This window comes from Butyrivibrio sp. INlla18 (assembly GCF_900103635.1).
Taxonomy (GTDB): domain Bacteria; phylum Bacillota; class Clostridia; order Lachnospirales; family Lachnospiraceae; genus Butyrivibrio.
In genome coordinates this window covers 1-15,086 of sequence record NZ_FMXK01000010.1, presented here as the reverse complement: position 1 = coordinate 15,086, position 15,086 = coordinate 1, and the positions used below count along the sequence as shown (strand labels likewise).

At 41.9% G+C, this 15,086-nt stretch carries 14 protein-coding genes and 1 pseudogene; 6 read left to right on the top strand and 9 right to left on the bottom strand.

Annotated features, from left to right (window positions below):
- Positions 1-32: 32 nt before the first annotated feature.
- On the top strand, positions 33-1,310 hold the full coding sequence (locus tag BLS24_RS08175) for an O-acetylhomoserine aminocarboxypropyltransferase/cysteine synthase family protein (RefSeq protein ID WP_091757901.1): 1,278 nt from the start codon (positions 33-35) through the stop codon (positions 1,308-1,310).
- A gap of 15 nt (positions 1,311-1,325) precedes the next feature.
- Positions 1,326-2,492, top strand: a complete 1,167-nt coding sequence (locus tag BLS24_RS08170; RefSeq protein WP_207647969.1) for a serine hydrolase domain-containing protein — start codon at positions 1,326-1,328, stop codon at positions 2,490-2,492.
- Positions 2,493-2,563: 71 nt separating this feature from the next.
- On the opposite strand, the gene BLS24_RS08165 is transcribed toward BLS24_RS08170, so the two are convergent.
- The 6 genes from BLS24_RS08165 to BLS24_RS08140 all read right to left on the bottom strand — a co-directional run bounded on the left by BLS24_RS08165 (position 2,564) and on the right by BLS24_RS08140 (position 7,261).
- Positions 2,564-3,112, bottom strand: coding sequence for an ANTAR domain-containing response regulator (locus tag BLS24_RS08165; RefSeq protein WP_091757897.1), 549 nt, complete (start codon positions 3,110-3,112; stop codon positions 2,564-2,566).
- A 35-nt stretch (positions 3,113-3,147) separates the two neighbouring features.
- Entirely contained in the window at positions 3,148-4,455 is a 1,308-nt protein-coding gene (glnA, locus tag BLS24_RS08160; RefSeq protein WP_091757895.1) for a type I glutamate--ammonia ligase, read from the bottom strand.
- A gap of 16 nt (positions 4,456-4,471) precedes the next feature.
- The gene (locus BLS24_RS08155; RefSeq protein WP_091757893.1) at positions 4,472-4,678 is read right to left on the bottom strand and encodes a hypothetical protein; all 207 of its coding nucleotides are present in this window, start codon (positions 4,676-4,678) and stop codon (positions 4,472-4,474) included.
- Between the two features lie 101 nt (positions 4,679-4,779).
- A complete protein-coding gene (locus BLS24_RS08150) occupies positions 4,780-5,244 on the bottom strand; it encodes an Hsp20/alpha crystallin family protein (protein ID WP_091757891.1) in 465 nt (154 codons plus the stop codon).
- A gap of 267 nt (positions 5,245-5,511) precedes the next feature.
- A complete protein-coding gene (locus BLS24_RS08145) occupies positions 5,512-6,117 on the bottom strand; it encodes a thymidine kinase (protein WP_072702643.1) in 606 nt (201 codons plus the stop codon).
- Positions 6,118-6,208: 91 nt separating this feature from the next.
- Complete coding sequence (locus tag BLS24_RS08140) at positions 6,209-7,261, bottom strand: hypothetical protein (protein WP_091757889.1); 1,053 nt, start codon at positions 7,259-7,261, stop codon at positions 6,209-6,211.
- Between the two features lie 252 nt (positions 7,262-7,513).
- Between BLS24_RS08140 and BLS24_RS08135 the strand changes: the two genes are divergently transcribed.
- The 3 genes from BLS24_RS08135 (at position 7,514) to BLS24_RS08125 (ending at position 11,516) form a co-directional block, all read left to right on the top strand.
- Positions 7,514-7,825: a helix-turn-helix domain-containing protein gene (locus BLS24_RS08135; protein WP_072702636.1), complete on the top strand. Its 312-nt coding sequence runs from the start codon at positions 7,514-7,516 to the stop codon at positions 7,823-7,825.
- A gap of 5 nt (positions 7,826-7,830) precedes the next feature.
- Positions 7,831-9,078, top strand: a complete 1,248-nt coding sequence (locus BLS24_RS08130; RefSeq protein WP_091757887.1) for a type II toxin-antitoxin system HipA family toxin — start codon at positions 7,831-7,833, stop codon at positions 9,076-9,078.
- A gap of 398 nt (positions 9,079-9,476) precedes the next feature.
- Positions 9,477-11,516 (top strand): endo-1,4-beta-xylanase, encoded by a 2,040-nt coding sequence (locus BLS24_RS08125; protein ID WP_091757885.1) that lies wholly within the window; start codon positions 9,477-9,479, stop codon positions 11,514-11,516.
- Here BLS24_RS08125 and BLS24_RS08120 read toward each other — a convergent pair.
- Together BLS24_RS08120 and BLS24_RS08115 are read right to left on the bottom strand one after the other, a co-directional pair.
- Positions 11,501-12,769, bottom strand: a complete 1,269-nt coding sequence (locus tag BLS24_RS08120; RefSeq protein ID WP_091757883.1) for a hypothetical protein — start codon at positions 12,767-12,769, stop codon at positions 11,501-11,503. The two genes, BLS24_RS08125 and BLS24_RS08120, sit on opposite strands and share 16 nt — an antisense overlap.
- 32 nt (positions 12,770-12,801) lie before the next feature.
- Positions 12,802-13,584: a mechanosensitive ion channel family protein gene (locus tag BLS24_RS08115; protein ID WP_091757881.1), complete on the bottom strand. Its 783-nt coding sequence runs from the start codon at positions 13,582-13,584 to the stop codon at positions 12,802-12,804.
- Between the two features lie 131 nt (positions 13,585-13,715).
- Here BLS24_RS08115 and BLS24_RS08110 point away from each other — a divergent pair, with 131 nt between their 5' ends.
- Positions 13,716-14,750, top strand: coding sequence for a 5'-3' exonuclease (locus BLS24_RS08110; RefSeq protein WP_091757879.1), 1,035 nt, complete (start codon positions 13,716-13,718; stop codon positions 14,748-14,750).
- Positions 14,751-14,852: 102 nt separating this feature from the next.
- On the opposite strand, the pseudogene BLS24_RS15340 reads toward BLS24_RS08110, so the two are convergent.
- Positions 14,853-15,086: pseudogene (locus BLS24_RS15340) on the bottom strand (IS1634 family transposase); the annotation flags it as partial.

The window sequence follows — 15,086 nt, the reverse complement described above, 5'->3', positions numbered from 1 at the left end:
TCTAAAATTTAATATTAAGAGGAGATGAAGAAATGAGTCAGCAGGGAATCGGAACCAGATGTGTACAGGCAGGATATACTCCAGGTAATGGCGAACCACGTCAGATACCTATCATCCAGTCTACAACTTTTAAGTATGACACCAGTGAGGATATGGGTAAGCTTTTTGATCTTGAAGCTTCAGGATATTTCTATACCAGACTTCAGAACCCAACCAATGATTATGTAGCTGCCAAGATTGCAGCACTTGAGGGCGGCACAGCTGCTATGCTCACATCATCTGGACAGGCTGCTAATTTCTTCGCTCTGTTTAATATTTGTGAATGCGGAAGCCACATCGTAGCTTCATCTTCAATCTATGGTGGAACATTTAATCTCATTGCTGTAACTATGGCAAAGATGGGAGTAACAGTTACATTTGTTTCACCTGATTGCACAGAGGATGAGCTTAATGCAGCTTTTAAGGACAACACAAGAGCAGTATTTGGCGAGACAATTGCTAACCCAGCTCTTACAGTTCTTGATATAGAGAAATTTGCCAAGGCTGCACACAGCCACGGTGTTCCACTTATTGTGGACAATACATTCCCAACACCAGTTAACTGCAGACCTATCGAATGGGGCGCAGATATCGTAACTCATTCAACAACCAAGTATATGGATGGCCACGGAGCTGCAGTTGGTGGTGTCATCGTTGATTCAGGTAAGCTCGATTGGATGGCACATGCTGACAAGTTCCCAGGACTTACACAGCCAGATAATTCATATCACGGAATCGTATATGCTGAGAAGTTCGGCAAAGAAGGTGCATTCATTACAAAGTGCACATCACAGCTTATGAGAGACTTTGGATGCATTCAGTCTCCACAGAATGCATTTATCTTAAATCTTGGACTTGAATCACTTCATGTTCGTATGCCAAAGCATGTAGAGAACGGACTTGCAGTTGCTAAGTTCCTTCAGGAGCAGCCACAGGTCAAGAAGGTTAACTATCCTGGACTTGAGTCTGATCCATATTATGAGATTGCTCAGAAGTACATGCCAAACGGTGGTTGCGGCGTTGTTTCATTTGAGCTTGAGGGCGGAAGAGCAGCAGCGGAGAGCTTTATGAAGAAACTCAAGATTGCAGCTATCGAAACTCACGTAGCTGATGCCAGAACATGTTGCCTCAACCCTGCAACATCAACTCACCGTCAGATGACAGACGAACAGCTTGAAGCAGCTGGTATCCCAGCAGGACTTATCAGAATTTCTTGTGGACTTGAAGACAAGGAAGACCTTATCGCAGATATTGCAAATGCTTTGAAATAAAGACCGGAGATTATTATGAGAGACAAATTAGCACTAATACAGAAATGTATGGACCGCGCGGTGGCAGAGAGAGAGCTTGCAGGTGTAAGCGCGCTTCTAATACAGGATGGAACAGAGAAGTTCTTTTTAAAGAGCGGTTATGCTGACGAAGAGGATAAGGTACCTATCGAAAGAGACACTATCTTCCATCTGTATTCACAGTCCAAGCCTATTACAGCCGCAGCAATGATGCTCCTTGTGCAGGACGGAATCGTTGATCTGTGCGAGCCAGTAGGCAAATACATAGATAGCTTTAATGATCAGGAATACCTTGATGAGAACGGCCAAAAGCACAAGGTTCCTGAAGATAAGAAGATGAGGATCTTCGAGCTTATGAACATGACATCAGGACTTGTTTATCCAGGTGTTAATTCAGAAGCCGAAAAAGAGACAGGCGTTTTATTTGATGAACTTATTGATCGCCTCTCATCTGATAACCAGATGTCAACTTTGGAGTTTGCTGAAAAGCTTGGTAAGCTTCCACTCAATTTCCTCCCTGGAAGCCATTGGCAGTATGGAACATCAGCAGATATCCTCGGTGCTGTTATCGAGAAAGCTTCAGGTATGAAGTACAGCGAGTTCCTCAAAGAGAGACTTTTTGATCCTCTTGAGATGGTTGATACAGCATTCTTTGTTCCAGATGAAAAGAAACCTCGTCTTGCCCATGCTTATCAGGCAAAGGGTAATGACCTCGAAGAATACAAGGGCAATAATCTTGGTATTAGAAATAACGGCGGAGTTAACGCTTTTGAATCAGGCGGAGCAGGTCTTTTCTCAACATTAGATGACTATTCACACTTTGCCAGAATGCTCATAGATGATGGCGTTTACAGAGGAAAGGTAATTCTTACAGAATCAGCTGTGAAGTTCCTTACAACAGGTAAGCTCCTAGAGTATCAGCAGAAAGACCTTTGGAACTGGCGCGGACTTGAGGGTCACACATATGGTAACCTCATGCGTGTCATGGATGATCCAAAACAGGCGCTTATTCTTGGAAACAAGGGTGAATACGGTTGGGATGGATGGCTTGGAACATACTTTATGAATGATCCATCCACCAAGACTACATTCCTGATGATGACTCAGAAAGCTGACTACGGCACAGGAAATGTAACTAGAAGAATCAGAAATATATTTATGTGATAAACAAAAAAGAGCCAAGGGGACGGGGGTGGTGAGCTAGCTCACCACCCCCGTCCCCTTGGCCCTTTTTCTTAGATCTCCGAAAGTGATATTACCATCTCCGCGGTTTCAAGGAGGCCAGTTCCTGAATCCATGGCACATTTTTGGAGATATTTATGAGCTTCAGGCTCAGTCATATGATGCCTTTCCATCAGCAAGTGTTTGGCATCATCTATTGTCTTTTGATCCGCAGCACTTCGCTGCATGCGGCGCTCTTTTGCTTTCTTTTTACGTCTGCTTACGCCCTCTAGCATCATGCTAAGGGATGAAAAGAGCTCTGACTTTTTTAATGGTGATTGAAGGAAGATGAGCTTGCCATCTGAGTTATCAAATGGCGCCTTGTCTGGAGAAGCCACCATAAGCATCTGGAAGTACTCGGGCATATTATCGAGGAGTTCATTGTAGAGCATGTCACTTAAGCGGTGACCGCATATAACGACACCGCTTCCTAAATCTTCCATGGCAGATAAAGCCTGCATTCCAGAGGAGCAGACGACTACGTTATCGTATCCACCACGGCCCAATATGCTCTTAAACTTAAGACCATCGTCGGTCTTAGCAAAGGCTACAATGATATTCAACCCAAAATCCTCGAAGCTTTCATTAAGTAGTAAATTTAGAAGAGATTAAGGTATTTGCCGACTTCCCACTGAGTTACGCAGGTACGGAAGTCTTTCCATTCTTTGTTCTTGGCTTCTAAGATCTTGTTGTAGATTGAATCTCCAAGGACCTCTTTTACAAAAGGATCAGCCTGATAAGCGCGGAGAGCCTCACCGAGTGTAAGTGGAAGAGTCTCAAGACCGCTTTCGTTGTTGTCACTAACTTCTGCTGGAGGAGTCATCTTATTGGCGATACCGTCCATTCCGGCAGCAAGGATAAGCGCAATTGCAAGATATGGATTGCAGGTTGCATCAGGGTTTCTAAGCTCGATTCTAGTGCCGTTACCCTTATTGGAAGGGATTCTGATAAGGGCACTTCTGTTAGCGGAAAGAGAAGACCAGGAAACGTTAACTGGTGCATCATAGCCTGGAACAAGTCTCTTGTAGGAATTAACTACAGGGTTAGTTACAAGAGTCATGCCCTTAACGTGTGCAAGTACGCCGGCAATGAAGTGCTTGGCTGTATCTGAAAGCCTCTCGCCTTCTCCACAGAAGATGTTATTGCCCTTTTCATCTTCAGCGATGATGTTGATGTGCATACCTGAACCAGGGATTCCCTCAACTGGCTTTGGCATGAATGTAGCGTAGAGACCGTGCTTTTTGGCAATTGTCTTAACTGCCATTCTGAAAGTCATGATCATGTCTGCTGTGCGCTCAGCGTCTTCTTCTTTGAAGTCGATCTCGTGCTGAGCAGGAGCAATCTCGTGGTGAGAAGAGGAGATATCAAATCCCATTTCCTCAAGGTTCAAGATGATGTCACGACGTACGTTCTCGCCCTGATCAGCTGGTGCTACGTCAAAGTAGCCGCCTCTTTCGTGAGTCTTGGTTGTAGGCTGTCCGTCATCATCATAGTCGAATAAAAAGAACTCAGGCTCCGGATTGATCTTGAAGTTAAGGCCCATGTCCTTAGCTCTTTTGACAACTTCATGAAGAACGTTTCTGGAGTCACCTGCAAAAGGCTTGCCATCTGCTGTGTAGACATTACAGAACATTCTGGCAACCTTGCCTGACTGTGGTCTCCATGGATAGATCTCGAAGCTGTCGAGATCGGGATAAAGATACATGTCGCTTTCGTCGCTTCTCATGAAGCCCTCTACGGACACGCCATCAAACATGCACTCATTGTTAAGAGCGCTTTCGAGCTTGCTTGCTGCGATAGCAATATTCTTTGGAATACCAAAGATATCGCAAAACTGCAGTCTGATAAATGCTACATCTTCTTCTTCGACAATCCTAAAAATGTCTTCCTTGGTGTATCTGGCCATTTCCAAACCCTCCTAATTAATCTTCTTCCTCATCATCCATATCATTAAAAGCAATAATCGAATCGATTATGTCTTCAAAGTCCTCGCGGAGTTCCGCCAAAGTGTCACCTTCGTAGGTGTAGATCTCGCCGTCAATCTCGACTTCGCCTGTGTAGTAGTCGCAGTTCTTGTCGTAGTTAACGGTTCCTGTGTAGCCTTCGTATTCTAATTTATCAGTAGACATAAAAATACCTCTGCTTTCTAGGCATATATAATGCCGTAAAAAGCAGAGGTCATATCTTAGATTATAAGCTACGATCAAGATGTCAGATTTATTCAAAGGTCTTAATCTTTAACTTCGATTCTGGCTGCCTCTTCCTTCTCAGGAATTGCCTCTTTCTTTGGAAGACTAACTGTAAGTACGCCGTTTCTGTACTGTGCAATTATGTCCTCAGGTTTAAGGCCATCTACACGGAAGGATCTCTGGAAGGATGAACTTCTTCTCTCACGACGGATATATTTGCCGTTATTATCTTTATCATCCTTATTTTCGCTGTGTGAAGCACTAATTGTCAAGACATCATTTTTAAGATCAATCTTGATATCTTCTTTATTAAATCCAGGGAGTTCAGCTTCCAGCTGATAGCTGTCATCTTTCTCGATAACATCAGTCTTCATGAGGCCTGTCATTGACTGGAACTGCTTGTCAGAAGCGGTATTGTCGCACAGACCATCAAAAAGTCCTCTGTTAAAGAAATTGTCCATTTCATCAAAGATATCATTGTTACTCCAAATCATAGGCATCAACATAAGTCATCACTCCTTTTCTATTTTATACTTGTTGTAGGTTGTAGTAGTTTGTAGCAGTTGACATTAGAGCGCACTGAGATGTGTTGTTTAAAATTTAATTAGCACTCTCTAATGTTGGCTGCCAATTTCTTGTTACAAGTATGTTATAGAACAACTAGAACAAGAAGTCAACACCCTAAAAATTAAAAAAGTATAAAATCGTAAAAAATGCGTACCAGCCTGGATAAGCCGGTACGCACATTATTGTCTGGGTCTTGTCTACCTCTATTAAATTTCTCTTTCTCTAGCTCCGTCAACTTCGCCGCTGAGGAAATGTCTCCTACAGAGTGATACGTAAGATTCGTTGCCACCCATCATGATCTGTTCGCCACTTCTCACAATTTTTCCGTTGCTCACGCGAGCGTTGAAGTGGGCTCTTCGTCCACACCAGCAGACAGTTGGCACTTCTTCTATATAGTTGGCGATTTCCATAAGCCTCTTGGAGCCTGAAAAAAGATGGCTTGTGAAATCAGTCCTAAGTCCGTAGCAAATTACAGGAAGATCATACTTGTCCACGATCTCAGCAAGGAGATCTACCTGCTCCTCGGTGAGGAACTGCGCTTCATCGACTATTACGCAGTCAAGCTTGTCCCATGCATTGGACTTACCTGTATACCACTCATTTTTGACTTCATCAAGAAAATCTTCAACGAAGGTGCACTCTGCGCTTAGTCCTATTCTTGACCTTATAGTTGTATCTCCGTCGCGGTTGTCAGCCTTTGGTTTTAAAAGAATCGCATTCTGACCCTTTTCGATATAGTTATAGCGCACCATCAGTGCATTAGCCGTTTTAGAACTCCCCATAGCTCCATATCTGAAATATAATTTACCCATTGTAAACTCCCCGAATCGTTATTTTTTTCAGCTATTTAACTATACACTTTTCAAGGCTTTTTATCTACTAATTTTCGGAGCCGGAGCTCTTTTACATGGCTGCCATATCTACCTGCTGCAGCGTGCCAACTCCGCCGCTCTCCTTGAGGAACATGCCGCTGGCGCGGAGCATTCCTGCCACGGCAAAAGAGCTGTTGTACTGCGTAAACTCAGTTTCAGCGCTTCCAAGATAGATAGCGCCTACGTCTGCTTCTGAAAGGGACAAGAGACGGTCGGTTCCGTCTTCATCACGAAGCCAGACTCTGAGATGTTCGTAGACTTCGTCGTTTTCGTCGATCCAGCCATTTCCATCTTTGTCATACATAGCAAGATCTTTGAAGCCATTTCCACTCTTTGTGCCAAAGAGCTCCAAGCCGTTGTTTATCTTGCCATCACCATTCTTATCAAGTGCAAGGAAGCCACTGCCTGCGCCAAGGTTAGAGATCTTTTCCTCCTGGCCATCACTGTCTAGGTCAAAATAGAAGGACTGATCGCTGATGCTCGTTACATCGCTTCCAACATTGATAACAAGGGGATCAAGGAAGTGACCTGCTGTGGCAACGCTTATTCCAGCATATTCACATAAGCGTCTGGACAGTGAGAACTCGACATTAAAGTCAATTGTTCTGCCATCTTCAGTAAGGGCCAGCCCCTGTCCTGAAAATGTAGTCTGTTCTTCCTCAATATGAACATTTTCAATTGTGGTAACACTTAGATATGAATTGTTTTCCAGCAGCCCTGAGACGTCACCGAGAGCTTTTTGATAATACTTGCTCTGGTTTTCACCACCAAGAAGTTCAAGGAGCTGTAAGATTCTCGAAAGAAGAGTGCTCCTTATCTCAGCAAGCTGATCCTCCAGCGTAGATCCAATCCTGCTGATCTGCTCAGTCTTTGATGGTTTTAGCGATGAATAGGACTGGCTGCTTACTGCCTCATTTTCATCGCTTGTTTTGGATAATTCCAGGCTATCCATTTTCTTTTCCTGATCATTTAGATTCTCAAGAAAAGAGCCTTTGGTCACCATACCAGTCTGTACCGTAACCGAGTTTTCCTCGTAGTACCTGTTGGTTGAGACCATGTTCACATTTGCCTGCGCAATTTTCATGGTACCTCCTTATGTCTTTGAAGGCCCAAAAAAAGGACCTTCATTACGAAGTAGAAACTCGTCCATGAAGACCCCACGCTTTCCATAGCTAGTAGATGTTGGCACGTCATCTAATTATATTATCGGAGAGAAGGCTTTGAAGATTAACATGTGAGGGTAAGAAATTTAACTGAAAAGCGGAAAACATAACGTCAATAAAAATTGACATAAGAAGAATTATTGTATAATATTATTTACATAAGGAGAAAAGATATGGCAAAAAAATCAATAGTTCTTTTACCGGAAACAATAGATATTATGTCTCAGATGGGAATGCAAATAAAGTACGCGAGGCTTAGGCGTAAATTGACTTCTGAACTTGTTGCTGAACGAGCTGGGATAAGCAGAGCTACTCTTTCTGCAATAGAAAAAGGTGCACCATCAGTTGCATTGGGCTGTTATGCGGCAGTGCTGCATGCACTAAATTATATGGATAAAGATTTATTGCTTGTGGCAAAAGATGATGAATTTGGCCGTAAGTTGCAAGATTTGGACCTCACTGTAAAAAAACGTATTAGAAGGTAATAGAAATGAGTAGTGAAAAACAAGTTTTTGTATACGCTGATTTTGGACCTTATAATTGTACTCCTGTTGGAAGAATGTATATTTCTGAAATAAGGGGCAAAGAGATGTATGCCTTTGAATATGAGAAGGAATGGTTATTGAAGGCAAATTATTATCTGGATCCTGATCTTCAGTTATTTGGAGGAAGGCAGTATACTCGAAACGATAAAACAATATTTGGTGTATTTGCAGATTCCTGCCCAGATAGGTGGGGGCGTTTACTCATGAAACGTAGGGAAGAGATTAAAGCAAAGGCATCTAAAGAAAAGCCTAAAAAGCTACTGGAAAGTGACTATTTATTAGGTGTTTATGATGAATCAAGAATGGGCGGGCTACGTTTTAAAACTGATATTGATGGTGACTTTGTTTCCAACGATAAAGAATATGCAACCCCTCCTATGACATCACTTAGAAAGCTTGAGCATGCTTCACTTGCTTTTGAAAAAGAAGATGAGGCACTTAATGAAAAATGGCTTAAACAACTTATTGCACCTGGTTCATCGCTTGGTGGAGCTAGACCAAAGGCTTCAGTTGTAGCACCAGATGGCTCTCTATGGATAGCTAAGTTTCCATCTAGAAATGATGATACAGATGTTGGTGCATGGGAAATGGTTGTGCATGACCTAGCACTGATGTGTCACTTGAATGTCCCTGAAGCTCAAATTCAGAAATTCTCAAAGCTGGGATCAACATATCTTGTGAAGAGGTTTGACAGACAAGGAAAACGAAGAGTGCATTTTTCATCAGCAATGACTATGCTTGGGAAAAACGATGGTGATGATCATACTGAAGGCGGTAGTTATTTGGAAATAGTTTCATTTCTTAAAGCTAACGGTGCTTCTCCTCAAAATGACCTGTATGAACTTTGGAAAAGAATTGTTTTCAGTATGGCAGTTTCAAATACTGATGATCACTTTAGAAATCATGGATTTATATTGACTGAGAATGGTTGGAGACTGTCGCCTTTGTATGATGTCAATCCAGATATTTATGGAGATTGTCTGAAACTAAATGTTGATGACAATGATTCTATGTTAGATTTTGAGCTAGCTTATAATTCGGCAGCTTATTATGGATTAAAACCTAAGCAAGCACAAGAAACTATAAATGAAATAAAAACAATTGTTGCTGACAACTGGATGAACATAGCAAAAAAATATGGAATAAGCAGAAGTGAGGTAGAAAGGATGAGTCCTGCTTTTTCTGTTAAATAATTTTTTACTTGCAAAATTTTGAAAAGATGTTAAGATATATTACATAAGATGTTACATTCGCTGTGACACTTATAATAAAAGCAATTTGTAAGTTATACAAATCGCTAATCCCAATCCTTTTTGAATCTCATAAAAGCGAAATACGCCGGTGACTGCAACAGCCGGCGTATTTCATGTCTGTAAGTAGGTGCGCTAGCTGAAGGGGAGCTAGCGCACTTTTTTACTCCCCATGGAGTATCTTTGGAAAAACGTAAAATATATTACAAAATATATTACACGTACCGCAACAATTAGTAATAAAGTCGCAATTAATGAATAGTGCTTCAGGTGCAGAATTGCTAGAATTAGGGTGCTCGAGCAGGTAACTACAAATACAACAGAATAAATGGGGAAAAACTATGAAGAGGAATAGTTTAAACTTAAGAAACGTTATCACCAAGCTCCTTATCATGGTAATGCTTGTTTGCACGATCTTTACTGCAACAGGTGTAACTGCAAAGGCAGCAGATAACACACTTCTCAATACGTATGGCGCAAAGTATGGTTATTCAGGCACTTGTATCAATCTCTATCAGCTAAGAGATGCTAATCAGCTTAATATCCTTAAACAGCACTACAACAGCATCACACTTGAGAATGAGATGAAGCCTGATCAGCTCCTTGGCAATTCTGCTCGTCTTATTACTGTAAGCGAAGCCAAGAACAGAGGTTATTACATTCCAGACAATTACAAAGAGTCTTATGTTCCACAGATCAACTTCAGCACAGTAGATGAAGTTATGAAGATCTGCTACCAGAATGGACTCAAGATGAGAGCACACACTCTTGTATGGCACTCACAGACACCTACATGGTTCTTTAGAAACGGCTATACAGGAAACGGCGGTTTTGTAAATCAGGCTACTATGGATGCTCGTCTTGAGATGTATGTTAAGACAGTTATGAACCATGTGTACACAAATCAGTATGGTAGCGTAGTATACGCATGGGACGTAGCAAACGAAGTGCTCCACGCTCAGAATTCTGGCTGGGAGGCAGTATACGGCAACAACAAGAAGAATGCTCCTTATGTTAAAAAAGCTTTCAACTACGCATATGACTGTCTTGAGTATTTCAAGCTTACAGATTCAGTAAAGCTCTTTTACAACGATTTCAATACATATCAGGAAGTTCAGAACATTATCGACCTTATCACATACATTAACCAGGGAAGAAAAGTCTGCGCTGGTGTAGGAATGCAGTCTCACCTTGGAACTGGCTATCCTGAAGTTAACTATTATATCAATGCCCTTAACTCTTTTGTTAAGGCTGGATATGAAGTTCAGATCACTGAGCTTGATATCACAAATAAGGGCGAAGGCGACATGGCAAATTACTGCTATGATCTCTTTACCAAGATCAACAACATCAAGAAGAATGGCGGAAACATCGCATGTATCACATGGTGGGGACTTTCAGATCAGACCACATGGATCAAAAATTCCGCTCCACTTCTTTTCTCAAGACCTGGTCAGCCAAAGCAGGCTTATAACAAGGTACTTCAGGCATACACAGAAGTATTTGGACAGGGCGGTGGAAGCACCCCTCAGCCAACACCTAACCCTGACACAAATAAGAATGCAACAGCTCAGATCGAGGATGGCTGGTACTACATCAAGAATCCTATGTCTCAGAAATACCTTACAGTTTCTGGTAACAAGGCAGATGGATGGAACAGTGTAGTAATCAGCACTGGCACAGGCGTTGATGGACAGAAATGGTACGTAACAAACAAGGGCGACGGATACATCACACTTACAAGTAAGCTTGGGGACATCATGCTGGACGTAGCAAATGGTGAGAATGAAGACGGAACAAACGTTGGAACTTATCAGGGCTACGGCGGAACAGCTCAGCAGTTCATCGTAAAGAAAACAGATAAGGATGGACTTTATACTATAGCAACAAAGTGTTCAAGCGCCACAAAGTATCTTGATGTTTATGAGCACAAGACAGCTGATGGCACAAACGTATGCCAGTGGTTTTATTACGGTAATCCAAACCAGCAGTGGCAGTTTGAAAAGATTGACTCACAGGCTCAGCCAACACCAGAGCCACAGCCAGAACCAACACCAGATCCAGAGTCTACTCCAGATCCAACACCTGCTCCAGAAGGATTGACCCTTGATTATTCGATCAACAGCTGGGGATCAGGATATCAGGTAAGCTATAAGATTACTAATAACACTGGAAGTGCTGTAAATACTTGGACTCTTAAAATTAAAAAGAGCCAGGTCAACATTTCAAATTCATGGAATGTTAACCTGACTGAAGATGGCGATTATTATGTGATCACTCCTGTTGAATGGAATTCAAACATCGCAAATGGCGCAAGCATTGAGTTTGGCAGCCTTGGAGATGGTCAGATTGGAGACGCCATCGATTATTCAATATCATGATCTTGATTTAGATCAAGGTAGCCGGTTGAGAAACCAAGGGCTGGATCTTCTTTGCAAAAGAAACTAAGACTGACGTGTGTATTATTTTTTGAAAGGTCAGTGTAGTCTGCGACAAGAGGATCCAGCTCATTTGATTTAAACCAGTATCCGGATGGAATCAGCTCTTTTCGTAGCTTATCAGAATCAACCTCTGCTCCGCCTACCAGGAAATTATCAGAAGAAACATAGAGGTTTTTGTCTGATTTATTGATTATCGTGAATATGTATCCACAGTCATTTTCCCTACACTTGTAGGTCTTGTAAACGTCCACCATATCATTTGAAAAAACTAGAACTGAATTTTCTTCAAGCTCAAGTGGATAAGTAAAGTCGCAGGAAGTCTTGATCCTAACAGGATCTTTTAATTCATAAATGTTTTCGAAGCCTTTCTTTGATGAGACTCTAAGTTCATTAAAGACAAGTTCGCTGACCTTCTCAGATTCTCCAAGGTACATCTGCTCGTAGATGGTAACGGTCTTATTTTTTTTAAAATCGTCATAAAAGAGAATGTAGCCTTCGCAGGCCATTCCGCTATTTCCAGCGCAGTAAAGTGAAGCAGAAACGTCTTTTCCTGTATTATTCTCAACCTGGAACTCCATGACAATGCTTCCGTAGTAGCCGTCGTCACCAATTCGCTTAGGATTGGTGTAGATACCAGTAAGGGTAATCTTGAAGCCATTGGCGTCGCAGATAACACCGTCGCCCTGGATAGCGTTGTCAGATTTAACATAGCCACTAAACTGCTTATCAATAGTTTCATTCCCTCTTCCTGAGAAAAGAGGATCCATAAGCAGGAAAATCAGACCAATTCCCAATATAAAGAGATTTATTCCAACAAGTGCAATTATTGTATTTCTAATACGCTTTAAGGTTTTTTTGGCTTCTTCCTGAGCCTTTTCTTCTCTTTGAGTGATGATCTCTCTAGTCTGCTCATCGATGAACTCGCTCTTAACGTTGAATCTTGAAGTCCACTCGATATCTTTGTCAAAAGCGCCTCCGCACTGAGGACAAACCTTGTGTATTCTAGTGTCTACCTTGGCTCCGCAGTAGTCACAGGAGATGATAGGATCAACAATCTTTAAATTCTTGGCCTGCTGCTCAGCAGCGGTTTTAACTTCTTTTCTGCTAATGACGTTGGCCTTGACCTTGCAGTAATGAATGATCTCAGCGATGAGATATATCAGCATTGCAAACATAATTAATGCGTAAATCATGATCTAAAACTCTTTCCTTTTTATCTAAAAAATTACTTGTCGCCCTTAAGCACAACGAGCCTGTTGTAAGGAATCTCGATGCCTTCTGCTGCAAACCTATCCATAAGTGTTACTAGTACGTCTGAACAGGACTTTGGATTGTCCTTGAAATCTCTGGTTTCTACAAGAGCTCTTAATGTGATGCTACTATCACCGCAGTTTTTGCACAGAACTGTAGGCCTTGGACCGTGGTGCAGCGGATGCTCGTAGATGACGTCAGCCATGATATTCATGGCCTTTTCCATGTCGGTTCCGTAGGCTACAGATATTTCTACAGGAAAAGAAAAGCTCTTTTCCTGAGTGTAATTGACGATGGTTGCAGAACCTACGATGGAGTTAGGAATGTAGATGATCTCGTTCTGGTAGGTCTTGATCACAGTGTGTCTAAGTGTGATGTCCTCGACGTAACCTGGATCGTGGTCGTCAATCTTGACTCTGTCGCCGATGTCAAAGGCTCTTGAATGTGTTGCGGAAAGTGAGATTCCGGCAAAGACATTGGCAAGTGTTGACTGAGCTGCAAGACCGAGTACAACAGCGGCGATTCCGGATGAAGCAACGGCTGTCTCCCAAGTCTTAGAAAAAGCTGGGATTCCGGAGAGGGCTGTAAGTGCAGCGGCAAGCCAGATAACGGCAATTATGATGCCTTTAAGGAAAATCAAGAATAACTTTCCTCTAAGGAATTTTTTGCTCAAAAATTTATTAATAAGAAGATTTAAAACATACGCAACCAGAAAAGGAAGAACGTATTTCAAAAATATTGATAAGGCGTCATTCATAGGTGTTTACTCCTTATTTTGCGTTTTCATAGTTCTTTACAATATAACATATTATCATAAGAAGACAATCATTATATATGTATCTTACGAGAATGTATAGTGTATAATGATAAGAAAAAAGTGAGGATAATATGTCAAACGAGAAGTTTATTTTAATAGATGGAAGTTCAATGCTGGTTACAAATTATTACGGCAACCTTCCAAAAGCTCTTTTATTTGAAAAAGACCCTGAGAAAAAGAAAGCTCTTTATTCTCAGATCATGCATAACGATAAAGGTCAGTACACAAACGCTATGTACGGCATGATGCGCACTATCATGAAGATCCTTAATGAGCAGAAGCCTACACACATGATGTTTGCTTTTGATATGACTAGGGATACCTTTAGACGCGAGAAGTACCCTGACTACAAGGGTAACCGCGGCGATACTCCAGAGCCTCTCAAGGAACAGTTTGAGAACATGGAGAAGATGCTAGAAGACATGGGCTTCCAGGTTATGTACGACATGAAGTTCGAGGCGGACGACATCGTAGGAAGCGTTGTTTCTAGGTTTGAAAAAGAGATTCCATCCTACATCATCACCAAGGACCACGATTATCTCCAGCTTGTAAGCGACTACACAAGAGTGTGGCTGATCCAGACCAAGGCTGAGACAGCTGAGGAACTTCAGAATAAGTACGGCGCTGAGTTTGGATGGAACAGCAAGATGGCACCACTTCCTGACAAGGCTTTTGAAGTAACACCACCACTTTGCCTTGCTGAGTACGGCGTTAGACCTGAGCAGATTCCTGATCTTAAGGGAATCCAGGGAGATTCAAGTGATAATATCCCTGGAGTTAAGGGTGTTAGCAGTGCTGCAATGCCTCTTCTTGCTAGATATGGCACTGTTGAGGGAATCTACGAAGCTATTGATGAGTGCGCAGACGACAAGGCTTTGAAGGCCCTTGGCACTTATTGGAAAGAGGAACTTGGCATTTCAAGGAGCCCAATGAAGGCCCTTAACGAATATAGAGACATAGCTCTTTTGTCAAAAGAACTTGCACAGATCCGCAGGGATTATCCATTTGAGAAGAGTCTTGACGACTTCAAATTTGAACTTGATAAAGATAAGGCAGCAGCGCAGTTTGAGAAGTATGGGTTCAAGTCACTTCTTGAAAAACTGTGAAAAAATCCTGTCTTTGACAGTACAACAATAATAATCAACGCCGAAAGCCTTGAATTGTCTGACTTTCGGCGTTATCTTTGTGCTTCTTGAAATATAGTAATATTACCTTTGTTTACTCTGTTTTTCTATTGTTCTCATATCAGATTTGGTAATGAACTCATAGTCAGTTCTGAATCCGCATATTTTGTGGAGGGCATCAGTTAGTTCGTCTCGAACATAAGTGGGCATGTATCCCTGCCCTTTTATGTCTGCAAAATTAATTGATTTCAACTTATCCAGGATTTCTTCGCAGGTATACTTGCTCTCAAGCTGCTTTTCCAATAAACGATATACAAG